Source organism: Candidatus Cloacimonadota bacterium (assembly GCA_016932035.1).
Taxonomy (GTDB): Bacteria; Cloacimonadota; Cloacimonadia; order JGIOTU-2; family JGIOTU-2; genus Celaenobacter.
In genome coordinates this window covers 104729-117932 of sequence record JAFGDR010000040.1, presented here as the reverse complement: position 1 = coordinate 117932, position 13204 = coordinate 104729, and the positions used below count along the sequence as shown (strand labels likewise).

The window sequence follows — 13204 nt, the reverse complement described above, 5'->3', positions numbered from 1 at the left end:
AGATTATCACTCGATAGGGAATTTTTGCGAAGAATCTGATGATCAAAGATATACAAGTAAAAACAATCCTCAATCATGTGAGGCAGCCGGATACGTGGTTCGGATTGCGTTATAATTTGAACCTTTACCGCGGATGCCAGCACCAATGTATCTATTGTGATTCCAGAAGTGATTGCTACAGGATAGAGAATTTTGCTGATATTCTTGTTAAGACAAATGCCATCGACATCCTCAAGGATGAACTTCCACGAAAAAGGATAAAAGGAACGATTGGATTCGGCTCGATGAACGATCCGTACATGCCGATCGAAAAAGAGAGAGAACTGACCAGACAAGCACTGTACGTAATCCATAGAAACAGATTTCCCATTCATGTTCTGACTAAAAGCACATTGGTAACGCGCGATATTGATATCCTGGGAAAAATAGCTAAGCAATATGCAGCAGTAAGTTTCACAATAACAACTGCAGACGATAACCTGTGCAGAAAGCTCGAACCAGGTGCACCAGTTGCATCTGAACGATTTGCTGCAATGAAAGAGTTACACAAGAATGGAATTTATACAGGCGTGCTTCTCATGCCGGTTCTTCCGTTTATTGAAGACACAAAAGATAATGTGAGAGCAATTGTTGGGAAAGCAAAAGAAAGCGGCGCGTCGTATATTCTTCCGTGGTTTGGTATGTCACTTCGGAGTGGGCAACGGGAATATTTTTATACAAAATTAGATGAGCTCTTTCCCGGACTGAGAACTAAGTATGAGATCAGGTATGGAGAGCAATATCAGTGTGCAGTTCCCAGTGCAGATGAACTTTACAAATATTTAGATGAATTGTGTGCGAAGTATGACATTTCACGGAAGATGAAGGTGTATGAGAAGAAGAGCGAGCAGGAAGAGTTATTTTAAAGTTATTGTAGGTATAGATTAAGCCGAATAGATTTCAATTTCCACCACAGTTGACAATTTATCTCCGGGTATTTATTTTACCGATCTGAGTATTAGTGGGAGAAGTTCAGCAATCTCAAAAGTGGTTGTGTTGAGGTAAAAATTCTCGATAAGGGCTTGATGAAAAAGATTATCATAATTGTATTGTTGTTTGTTTGCACGGCTGCATTTGCACAAAATAAAGACATTCCGGTCACACGAGATCTCGATCCCAATGCTCAGTATGATACATACAAGGACTGGTTTGCAAAAAATCCACCCCGTGAGACTATTTCTTATGAAATAAGCAGGTCAAAGGGCAACATGGAAGGAGAGGGATTCCTGATCGTCATCACTCCCGATCTTTATTATGAAATCGAGCAATCACTTCTTGTCTTTCAACAGGATCTGATAGATGATGGTTTCAACACCTTTGTGCTTCTCTATGACGGCGTATATCCGGCAGACCTCAAGTTACAGATCCAGACCTACTATCATTTAGATGAAGTAATCAATGTCGTTCTTATCGGAAATCTGCCCGTTGCATGGTATGAGATGTTTGAGGACTGGAATGATAATGGAACCCAAGATCCCGATGAGGACTGGGTCGAATTTCCATGCGACCTTTTCTTCACAGATACAAACGGTCTATGGGGCGATGTAGACGAAGATGGTGTTTTTGATTTTCACATAGGGGAGATGCATCCTGAAATCGGGCTGGGAAGGATTGTTGCCGGCAATATGAATATGGTTGATCAAACTGAAAAAGAAATTCTTGATGCCTATTTTCAGCGCAATCATCTCTTCAGGGACGGGATTATTTCGAGTTATAATACATCACTGGCATATATCGATGATGACTGGTCATACTGGGGAAGCCAATATCAGCAGTCGATGCTCCTTGCATATCCATCTGTGGAACTTGTCGATGATATAGAGCAGACAATTGCCAGCGATTACCTGAATAACAGGTTGATCTCAAATTATGAATTGATTCAGGTACACGTCCATTCTGGTCCCGAATCGCACTACTTTTATTATAATAATAGCAACAGCTACCAAATTGTTTATAATTTCCAGGTCGCTGATATTTATCCTAATGCGCACTTTTATAACCTGTTTGCATGCTCAAATTCACGATACACATCGGACAATAATCTTGGGGGATTATATATTTATTGCAGTGATCATGGTCTTGCAACAATAGGTTCGACAAAAACAGGAAGCATGCTTGAATTCGATGATTTTTATCAGCCATTCTCAGAAGATAAAACCATTGGCGAGTCACTACGTCTCTGGTGGGTGGACAATGTTGATACAGCTGCTTATTCCGGCTGGGAACGCGCATGGTTCTATGGCATGATCATTCAGGGTGATCCCTCTTTGAGAAGGCAGTATCCGGAAAATGATCAGGTTTATGCCTACTTCGATGCAGATGCCGCGAGCGGATTTGTACCTCATGCTGTTCAGTTTAATGACCTCAGCGATGCACCAAATCAAATTGTTACATGGGAATGGGATTTTCAAAATGACGGCATCATCGATTCATACCAACAAAATCCTTCCTACACCTATCCAGACTTGGGCTCATACTCTGTTTCTTTAACTGTTACTGATATTAATAATGCATCTGATACACTTGTAAGAGAGCAGTACGTGAATGTATCGGTTGCCGATATTTTCAATATAACGCAGAATGTCGGATTCGGTACGATTCAGCAGGGTATCGATTTCGCAGATGAGGGTGACACGATAATCGTTAATACCGGTGTCTATTACGAGAACATTAATTTTAACGGGAAGAATATAACTCTTGCTTCCAAATATTTGACAACGAGAGATACCTCGTATATCGATCAGACGATCCTTGATGGAAATGAGCAGGATTGTGTTGTGCGATTTTCCGGGGGAGAAGACTCAACTGCAATCTTGAGCGGATTTACTATCAGGAATGGACATTCAAGTACTGGTGGTGGAATTCACTGCAACGATGCATCGCCCGGTTTATATGATCTTCGGATCGTAGAAAACAGCTCTACGTCCGGCGGGGGAATATTACTCTTTAACTCATCAAGCTATCTCAAGAATGTTACGATCGCAAAAAATAACAGCACATATTATGGCGGTGGAATCTTCTGCAATAAGTCACTCCCCGTACTCGAGAATGTAACCATAGAAGGAAATGTTTCAGATTACCAGGGTGGAGGTCTATTCTGTTTTAATAATTCAGCGCCAATTCTCACCAATACGATCATGTGGAACGATCACCCTCAGGAGGTGTATTTCAGTGAAAACTATGATCCTAATACGATAGAGATACAGTACTCTGATGTTGCAGGTGGTGAATTTGGCATTGTGATCAATAACAACGGGCTTGTTTACTGGCAAGTAGGAAATATTGATGCTGATCCTTTGTTTGTCGATGCAGCTAACGGGAACTATCACTTAAGCTGGGAACATTTCCCCATTGCCGATTCAACCAAATCTCCCTGTATCGATGTTGGGAGTCCCAATACTTCTTTTGATCCTGATGGTACCATTGCAGATATGGGTGCGTACTATTTCCACCAGACTGTCGCGATCGATGAACCGCAGGAAGTGACCGGCAATATGCTGATGGCTTTTCCCAATCCTGTCGGTTCGCAGAATGCTACACTCGCCGTGAGTTATTCCATTAACAAACCATGTAATGTGAAGATACAGCTTTTTAACATAAAAGGGCAGCTAGTTTCAACCATTGAAAACACAAATAAAAATCCGGGGAATTATACATGTACAAACCAAGTAGAAGGATTTGGTTCAGGAATTTATTTTACAAAACTTTCGATTGATGGAGTTGATAAAGAGGTTTGTAAGGTAGTAATTCTCAGATAGACAAGAGAAAACTTCCAATATCACTTACATGCACAGTATAGTTTCTGAAGGAACTCCTCCGCTGCAGTCTTCGTTTCTGCTTTGCTCAAATTAGGGATGCTTTTTAATAAATGCTCTTCCCGAATGACTTTTAAGATATTTTTCAAACTTAGTTGCTTTTTCTTTTTCTTCGAATGCGACATATGTTTTGATTTTCCAGGGTTTGTGTTTGGTAGTATAAGGAACATGTCCATTATTATGTTTTTCAATTCGTGATTTTAGATTTGTAGAATAACCAATATAGAATTTATCTTTGAAGTTGAGGCTTTTTAGGATATATACATAAAACATCATATCACTCCTTTTGGTTTACCGGGGCGTAGTTTTGAGTAGGTTTATTCTCAATAATTATCAGCACGGCTTCGTTCCTGAAGGAACTCCTCCGCTGCAGTCTTCGTTTTTGCTTTGCTCAAAACGAAGACTGGTGGAGCTAACGGGACTCGAACCCGTGACCCTTTGTCTGCCAGACAAATGCTCTCCCAGCTGAGCTATAGCCCCACGTGTTGCGTAAAATCTATGTGCGTGTTTTTATGTCAAATTTTGCTGTCTGGAAATTGCTCTTCGATTATGATTGAGGTCAATTTTGGAATAGCAGCAGCAACATTTTTTGTGCATTGCTCTGAATAGCTCAAGGTGTCTTCGACTTCAACTGCATAGATGACTATTTCATCCGGGAGATCAGCATCGTGCTTTTTCATCAGTTCAAGCGCAGAGAACATATCCATGTCGTGAGGAGAGCTATGGTGAAGGGTTGTTTTGAATTCTTCAATTCCGAGTTTGTAATAGTTGCCGGGCTTTCCGTTTTTTGTTTTGATCGAGTCGATCAGGATCAATGTATCATATCCAATGATTTCGTCGATAACGCGGAAACCTGCTGCACTTGCTTCGATGACATCGATTTCTGGTAATTGTTCCTTTATTCTGCGTGCTATGAAAATCCCAACACCATCATCAGACATGATTGTGTTGCCAAGTCCAAGAACGAGCGTTTTCACGTTCAATCTCTTCGGATTGTTTTTATAACCGAATTATCTTGATTGATATTTATAATAAGGGGAGTAGAACCGGGTAATGAATGAGTAGCACATGCCATACACGGATCGTAGGCGCGAAATGCCATTTCGACCATATTCAATAAGCCGTCATCAACCTTACCATTCTTGATAAGTGCTTTTGCAGCTTTTGCAATGGAAAGTGACATTGCTGCCGAGTTGCCAACTGTTGCAACGATCAGGTTCACTGCTTTTACCATGCCATGATCATCAGTTTTATAATGATGGATGAGCGTTCCTCGTGCAGCTTCAACGATGCCGACACCTTCAGTTGGAACTTCTGTTGGAATATTTCTGATGTCGGGAGAGGTAATTGATTTATCTTCGAGTAATTCTACGATGTGTTCTGAAGCATACAGAGCTTCGATCAAACGTGCCCAATGGAATGCCAGCGTATTATGAGCCGGTTTTCCGCCAAGGATTTCATACATGCGATCGTACTCTTCCTGAGCCATAGGTGTAGCCATACCTTCAGAAACATTCAGACGAGCAAGAGGTGCGACGCGGTATATGCCGTTTTGTTTACCTTCCTTGAAGCCCTTCCAGCCAATTGTTTTGAGGAAGGGGAATTTCATATAACTCCAGGGCTCGACGTGCTCTGCGATCTGTTTAAGGTATTCGTCTGGTCCGAATTTCACAAATTCTTTCCCATCGGGATCGACAACACGAACTTTGCCATCGTAGAAATTAACTTTATTATTTTCATCAACCAAACCCATGTAATAGGTCTTGTGTTTGTAAATATCACCGACTACAAGATCGACATAGGCATTATTTCCCAGCACAATTTTATTGAAAATCTCGATACTTTCTTTTGCAAAATCACGAGCTTCAATTGCAACTTTCAAAAACTCCTGTCTTTTTTCTTCAGTGAGTCCTTTTGAAACACCGCCCGGGAGTCCTCCTACAGGATGAATGATCCTTCCTGAGAGGTATTGGACAATATTTCGAATCTGTCTGCGGTTCTTGATAACCCGGGTGCCAATCTCAAGTCCGACTTTTGCAATCACTCCAAGGATATTTCGTTCCTTTGCCGGTGCTGATGGTGTAACAACGAAGTCTGGACCACCAAGAAAAAAGAAGTGAAGCATGTGATCTTCGTAAATGTAGCAATCATACACAAGCTGGCGGAGTTTTTTTGCTGTTTCAGTTGGCTGCACATGATAGACAGCATCGACGGTTTTTGTGGCTGCCATGTGATGAGCCATGGGGCATACGCCGCAAATTCGTGGTGTAATACGAGGAAGTTCCTCGACAGGACGGTCGATACAAAACTGTTCGAATCCCTTTAATTCAGGTATTTGAAGGTATGCATTATCAACATTGCCTTCATCATTTAAAAATATTTCTATCTTACCATGACCTTCCAGTCTGGTGATTGGATCTATTGTAACTTTTGTACCCATGATTGGTTATTTCTCCTCTTTTGGATCAGTCATAATCTTCCTGCGGAAATAGGATTTTGCAAGTGAGAATCGGTAAAACGTGCCTGCAGGATCAACGATTTGATCGAGTAATTTTTGAACAGCAGTTTCACTCATGTTTTCTTCGCCATCGAGTCCAACGACCGAAGCGAGAGCTGCGATCATCTTGGCGCCGACATCGTGAACTTCTGTTGTTGGTCCATAACAACCTCTGCACGGCATATTGGCGGCAACACAACGCCCATCTGCTTCTCCGTTACATCCTGAGCGTGTGACTGGTCCCATGCAGATAATACCTTGTGCTAGGAAGCATTTTTCAGGATCAACATCTACCAATGAAACACGATTTACTCTATCTATGGATAGTTTCTCCGGCTTTGTTTCATTTCTTGAGCATACTTCGCAGAGTGCTTTATTCGGTGCAAGTACGGTTCCTTTTGGAGGTAGATCACCAGATAGAATTGTATTGATCGCACGCATAGTGAGGTAGGGAGCAGGAGAACAGCCGGGAAGATAATAATCAACATCGATAACCTGATCAGTCGTTTTTACTGTGTTGTGGAATGCTGGAAGGGTTAGTTCGCCTTCAGGCACTTCAGAGATTTCTTGTGGTACAACACCATCAGGATTATTAACTGAAGGGCATCTGCCACCATAGGATGATGCAAAGATCGATTCTTTATCCCAGAAGTTGGCAAGACCAGGTATTCCTCCAAGCTGCGAGCATGAACCAAAAGAAACAATGATCTGAGCTTTTTTACGTAATAGATGCGCCATCTCTACCTGTTCATCTGTTCGGATCGCTCCATTAATAAAACAAACATTTATTTCATTGTCCTGCATATTTTTGACGTCATTGGTCTTGAAATCCATTGCACAAGGCCAGAACACGATATCAACGAGCTCTGCTACTTTCAAGATATCTTCATGCAGATCAACAATCGCTTCTTCGCATCCTCCACAGGATGCACACCAATAAAAAGCAACTTTCGGTTTTGCCATTAAACCTCCAGGGTTACTAACCACGAATTAACGTAGATTGAACATAACTCAAATTTATAAATCATAAAAATACTAATCTAATTATACATTAGAAATTATCTTAGAGTTCCTTGATATTCAGTTGTGTATTGACGCTCTTTCACAGAAGCAGGGGTATAATCAGGAAGAACCATCGGTGAGATGTGTTTTCTGTCAATACCGATTTTTTTCACTTCCTGGTCATATTCAGTGATATGCGAGAGTGTTAGTTTTCCGGTCTTCGCTTTTTTAGCATATTCCGCTGCGTAAATACCGGCACGTCGCCCAAATACAATCAGATCAAGCTGAGAATTTCCCATCAGACGATTGCGTCCATGGATGCCTCCAGCAGCTTCTCCAGCAACAAAAAGACCATTCACGTTTGTTTCGCAGTGATCATTAATTTCGATACCGCCGTTTTGATAATGGAGAGTTGGATATACCAGTATTGGATCTTGTGTGATATCAACATCAAAACGTTCGAACTGTCTAAGCATAGCCGGAAGGTTCTTCTTGATCGTACCGGGTCCACTCAGCTTTTCGATCAGTGGAGAATCCAACCAGATACCGACTTGACCTCCCGGTGTCTGAATACCAAGATCACGTTCTGTGCATTCACGAATGAATGCAGACGCCTCAATATCACGAGGTTCGAGTGGATGAACGAATAATTCACCATTCTTATTTACGGGTTGAGCACCGAGACCTCGCAGTTTTTCTGTGCAGAGGAATCCGAGAATTTGCGGTGGATACACAGCACCGGTTGGATGGTATTGGACTGAATCCATATATAAAAGTTTTGCACCTGCGCGATAAGCAACGACAAGTCCGTCTGCCGTAGCACCGTAATGATTGGTCGTTTCAAATCCTTTAACGTGCAGACGTCCAAAGCCACCGGTTGCAATAATGATCGCTTTAGCTTTAACCGTGTAATAATTCCTGTTTTCTAAATGATACAACACAGCGCCGGCGACATTCCCATTTTCATCTTTAATAAGTTCGACTGCTGGTTGATGTTCCAAAATCTTTATCTTATCTGGACGATTCAGCACCTCATCACGGATTGTCCTACAGATAGCTGCACCGGTATAGTCACGAGCAGAATGCATACGCGGTCTGCATGTTCCGCCACCGGGTTTCGTGAGCATTGTTCCATCTTCATTTCTGTCGAACATAACCCCGAGATCCTGAAGCCAATGTATCGCATCTGGAGCTTCAGCGACAAGAGCTTTAACGAGCTCTGGGATATTGTCAAAGTGTCCGCCACCCATAACATCGAGATAGTGGAGTACGGGATTATCATCAGGTCGAACGGATGCCTGAATACCACCCTGCGCCATCATTGAATTAGAGTCACCAATTCTCAGTTTTGTTACAAGCAGAACATCAGCTCCGTTTTCCGCTGCAAGAAGGGATGCGGAAAAACCTGCTGAGCCGGCACCGATAACGAGGACATCTGTTTCATAGTCAGGATTCTTTAAGTCGAAATAATCAGGCTTAATTCTTGAATAAGCTTCGAGTTGATCAACAACTTCTGTTGTGATATTATCCCCTTTATTTGGTCCTATTCGCACTTTTTTTCGAGCATCTTTCTTATAGTCAGGATGAAATTTATCAAGCACTTCCTGTCGTTCTTCTGCGGACATCATAGGGAAGATTGCTTTGCCTGAACGTGCAAGTTTCAGTCTCTCGGGTCGCGTCTTTTCGACCTTTCTGATCGATTTGCGCATATATTCTGGATACATATCTATTCTCCTAAATGTTTAAAATTTATCCGGTTTTGATTTCACGATCATAATATCGCTTTTTAATGGTCTCTGTGTTTGAGGTGGTGAGTTTTTCAAGCTCATTATTATAGAGTCCTTCAGCAATTTCCTTTACCCTGGCTTCAAGATCGGGACTCTTTGGAAGAAGATATTTGCCTGTGAGGCGACGAGCAAGAATTGCTGCATTATATTGTACGATTTCAGCCGGACAACGCAATGCACAGAGTCCGCATCGAATACAGTCAAAAGAAAGGTCTGCTGCTCTGGCGACATCTCCACGAATGAGTGCCTGGACATAATCCATAACCTCAATATCCTGAGGACATATCTTTGTACAGGTATTACATCCAACACACCTGAAAAGTGTCGGATAGAGTGTTTTGAATGCTTCGATATCAGGATCGACTTTATTGATATCGTAGATTGGTTTTTCTGCAGGAACAAAAGGTATTTGAGCTATGTTCATACCATCGGTGACAACCGTCTGGCATGCAAGACCCGCTTGCAGCTTATAGTCGCCTTTTTCTCTGTACAGTGTCGCACAAGCTCCGCAGAAACCTTCGCGGCAACCAACACCAACTGTCAGCTGGAATCCTGCATACTCAAGAGCACCGATTATGGTCGAGCCCTCTGGTACATCAAAACCTTCCCCTAAAATATATACTTTCACCATGGGAACGTTCTTAGGCATTATGACTCCTCCTATTATTTATACTTAAAAATATTTTGAAAATATCTAGTAAATCAGGAAATAACATTTTTGATTCCTTTCGGTGGCTTTCAGAATATTTATTTACAGCCGATTTTTGGAATCGGACCGAGTTTTTTTATTTCTTCAGTGAATTCTTTCATGGTTTCTGCAAACTTCTTTCCTTCACTTGCAGAAATCCATTCGAGACGAAGCCGATTTGTATTAAGACCTAGCTGTTCGAGTACCTTTTTTAGCAGAATAACTCTTCGTTTGGTCTTATAGTTACCGCTCTGATAATGACAATCACCAGGATGACAACCACCTATGAACACACCGTCGCATCCCTCGCTAAAAGCCAGCATTACGTGTTGAGGATCAACCCGTGATGAACAGAGTGTTTTGATCACGACACCATTTGGCGGATACTTCATTCTTGATGTGCCAGCGAGATCGGCACCGGAATAGGTACACCACTTGCATAAGAAACATACTATTTTTGGTTCAAAATCTTTCATGCGATCTTCTACTCCACATGTATCTTTACGAGCTATTTTCCGCTCGCTATTATTTTTATCATGTTATCGATCTGGTTATCTGTCAGATTCTTCTGTTGGGCAGCACCAGATGGACATGCACTAATGCATGCACCGCAGCCCTCACAGAGAATTTCATTGACTTCAACGACTTTGGTAACTTCATCAAGCTCTCGTGCTCCATAGGGACAGGTTCCTACACAAATGGTACATCCAGAACAGAGATCTTTATCTACAGAAGCAATGATTGGTGAATGATAAATCTTGTCGCTTGACAGGAGTGCAAGAACCTTCGAGGCAGCACCAGATGCCTGGGAAACCGAGTCAGGAATATCACGTGGACCCTGAGACGTTCCTGCAAGATAAAATCCCGCCTGCAGGCTTTCAACCGGACGAAGTTTGGGATGAGCTTCTGAAAGGAATCCCTTGTCATCTGTGTTTATTTTCAGTGTTTTTACAAGATCGTGAGAACCTTCACTCGGCACAATACCCATGGCGAGCACGACAAGGTCTGCTTTAATCTCGATCTTTTTACCACTGAGTGTGTCCATACCCATAACGATCATTTTGTCGCCTTCTTTATATATTTTTGCGACTTTACCGCGAATATAGACAATACCTTCTTCAGAAACTGCCTGCTGGACAAACTCTTCATATCTCTTACCTCCGGCACGAATGTCGATATAAAAGATATAGGGCTGCCCATTATGTATTTTATGTTTATAGAGTTTGGCATGTTTTAGTGTGTACATACAGCAGATTTTTGAGCAATATGAGAGGTGATGTTCGGGATCGCGAGAACCAGAGCACTGTACGAATACGATTTCTTTGGGAACTTTGCCATCAGATGGTCTATAAATTTCTCCGCCAGTTGGTCCAGTTGCAGAAAGAATTCTTTCGAACTGCAAGCTTGTGATTACATCTGGATATTTTCCATAACCATATTCGGGAATATTTTCAACAGGATACAGATCGAAACCTGTGGCAACAATTACAGCACCTACTTCTTCCTCAATTATTTTATCTTTAGCATCATAATTAATTGCACCTGCAGTACATTTTTCGCGGCATTTACCGCATGCGATCGGCTCAAGTCCAAGGCAGTGGTCAACATCAAGTGTATACGTTGCAGGAATTGCTTGAGGGAAGGGGATATAGATGGCTTTTCTCCACGCCAGCCCTTCCTCTTGTTCGTTTGGAACCAATACAGGGCATACTTCTGTGCAGTCGTCGCAAAGATTGCATTTATCAGGATCAACGTATAATGCCCTTTGTTTGATCTTCACATTGAAATTTCCAATATAACCATCAACACTTACAACTTCACTATTCACATAGAGTTTGATGTTTTTATGTTTGCTCAGAGCAACCATTTTAGGGGTGAGAATACATTGAGAGCAGTCGAGGGTTGGGAAGGTTTCCGAAAGTTGAATCATGTGTCCGCCAATCGAGGGCTTCTTTTCGACCATGATCACTTGAAAACCGGCATCTGCAATATCGAGAGCTGCTTGAATGCCCGAAATTCCTCCACCGACCACCAGAGCCTTTTTTGTAACAGGCGCAGATACCGGATAGAGAGACTCGTTCAGTTTGAGTTTTTCAATTGCAGTTTTTACGATAAGTCTTGCCTTATGTGTTCCCTGCTCAATATCATTATGTACCCAGCTGCACTGCTCGCGAATATTTGCTATTTCCAATTGAAATTCATTTAAGCCAGATTCTTTAAGTACTGTCTGGAAGGTCGATTCGTGCAGTGTTGGAGAACAGGCAGCAACAACTACACCATCAAGCTTATGTTCGCGGATGGCATTTTTGATATTGTTCTGACCCGGATCAGAGCACATAAACATGTAATTTTCTATGTAGGTAACACCAGGATAAGTTTCAAGTTCTTGTGTAAGTCTTTCGACATCAACTGTATCTTTGATGTTAATACCGCAATGGCAGATGAAAACGCCGATTCTTTTCATTATAATCCTCTATATTAAACCTTTTTCTTTTAGCAAGGGTTCGGGATTGACATAATGCAGTTTCTTCCATTCCTTGTTCCATTTCACCCCTAATGCAATAGCCATGAGTTCAGTGAAATAAAATACGGGCATGGTTGAAAATTCTAAAAATTCTTCAGATGTTTCCTTTTGTCTTTGATCGAGATTGAATGCACATAATGGACAGCTTGTTATAAGAGCTTCACATCCTGCTTCACGAGCAGAATTGATGATCTCATACGTTCTTTTTATCGTCACATCCTTTTCGGTGATCGTCTGATATGCTCCACAGCATTCAAGCCGGTAGGGAAATACAACACCTTCACCGCCAAGTTTATCTACCAGTTCTTCCATGATAATTGGATCTTCATAATCATCGATTGCAAGTTCTTTCGGACGAACAAGAAGGCAGCCATAATATGCGCCGATCTTCAAATCTTTGAGAGGTTTCGTGACCTTTTTTTGTATTGCATCAAACGTAATTCTGTCCTTCAATATACTCAGAAGATGCACCACATCGGTCGTTCCCTTGAATGCGGAATCTTCTCTATACATGAAGTCATTTACTTTTCGTAGATTTTCCTCATCATTAAGAATAAATTCTTTAGCCCTTTTCAGTGTATTATAGCACATGCTGCACAGTGCAACAAGTTCATCATAACCTTGATTTTCAGCACGAAGTAGATTTCTTATCGAAGCAAGTTGGAGCATGAGATCGTCTGTCGTCATAGAGAATACGGTACCGCAACAAATCCAGTTTGCCATCTCTTCCAAGGGATGCCCAAGCACTTTCATGACTTCCATTGCAGAGTCTTCAAAATGCTTGGCATTGGTTTTCAAAGTACAACCGGGGAAATATCCAAGTTTCATATGTTGATTCCTTTAATAATTTTC

General features: G+C 41.7%; 11 protein-coding genes and 1 tRNA gene. 2 read left to right on the top strand and 10 right to left on the bottom strand.

The window, feature by feature from the left end:
* Positions 1–38 precede the first annotated feature (38 nt).
* On the top strand, positions 39–905 hold the full coding sequence (locus JW794_07610; protein MBN2017975.1) for a radical SAM protein: 867 nt from the start codon (positions 39–41) through the stop codon (positions 903–905).
* A 159-nt stretch (positions 906–1064) separates the two neighbouring features.
* Positions 1065–3797 (top strand): PKD domain-containing protein, encoded by a 2733-nt coding sequence (locus JW794_07605; GenBank protein MBN2017974.1) that lies wholly within the window; start codon positions 1065–1067, stop codon positions 3795–3797.
* A 90-nt stretch (positions 3798–3887) separates the two neighbouring features.
* Here the strand turns inward: JW794_07605 and JW794_07600 are convergent, their stop codons facing one another.
* The 10 genes from JW794_07600 to JW794_07555 form a co-directional block, all read right to left on the bottom strand.
* Positions 3888–4127, bottom strand: coding sequence for a GIY-YIG nuclease family protein (locus tag JW794_07600; protein ID MBN2017973.1), 240 nt, complete (start codon positions 4125–4127; stop codon positions 3888–3890).
* A 131-nt stretch (positions 4128–4258) separates the two neighbouring features.
* A tRNA-Ala gene (locus tag JW794_07595) sits at positions 4259–4334 on the bottom strand.
* Between the two features lie 35 nt (positions 4335–4369).
* Positions 4370–4831: a hydrogenase maturation protease gene (locus tag JW794_07590; GenBank protein MBN2017972.1), complete on the bottom strand. Its 462-nt coding sequence runs from the start codon at positions 4829–4831 to the stop codon at positions 4370–4372.
* Between the two features lie 2 nt (positions 4832–4833).
* Positions 4834–6294: a Ni/Fe hydrogenase subunit alpha gene (locus tag JW794_07585; GenBank protein MBN2017971.1), complete on the bottom strand. Its 1461-nt coding sequence runs from the start codon at positions 6292–6294 to the stop codon at positions 4834–4836.
* A gap of 6 nt (positions 6295–6300) precedes the next feature.
* Entirely contained in the window at positions 6301–7314 is a 1014-nt protein-coding gene (locus JW794_07580) for an oxidoreductase (GenBank protein MBN2017970.1), read from the bottom strand.
* Between the two features lie 95 nt (positions 7315–7409).
* A complete protein-coding gene (locus tag JW794_07575) occupies positions 7410–9077 on the bottom strand; it encodes an FAD-binding protein (GenBank protein ID MBN2017969.1) in 1668 nt (555 codons plus the stop codon).
* A 25-nt stretch (positions 9078–9102) separates the two neighbouring features.
* The gene (locus JW794_07570) at positions 9103–9789 is read right to left on the bottom strand and encodes a 4Fe-4S dicluster domain-containing protein (GenBank protein MBN2017968.1); all 687 of its coding nucleotides are present in this window, start codon (positions 9787–9789) and stop codon (positions 9103–9105) included.
* A 98-nt stretch (positions 9790–9887) separates the two neighbouring features.
* Positions 9888–10304: a hydrogenase iron-sulfur subunit gene (locus tag JW794_07565; protein ID MBN2017967.1), complete on the bottom strand. Its 417-nt coding sequence runs from the start codon at positions 10302–10304 to the stop codon at positions 9888–9890.
* 32 nt (positions 10305–10336) lie between these two features.
* On the bottom strand, positions 10337–12292 hold the full coding sequence (locus JW794_07560; protein ID MBN2017966.1) for a CoB--CoM heterodisulfide reductase iron-sulfur subunit A family protein: 1956 nt from the start codon (positions 12290–12292) through the stop codon (positions 10337–10339).
* Between the two features lie 9 nt (positions 12293–12301).
* The gene (locus tag JW794_07555) at positions 12302–13180 is read right to left on the bottom strand and encodes a CoB--CoM heterodisulfide reductase iron-sulfur subunit B family protein (GenBank protein MBN2017965.1); all 879 of its coding nucleotides are present in this window, start codon (positions 13178–13180) and stop codon (positions 12302–12304) included.
* Positions 13181–13204: the final 24 nt, after the last annotated feature.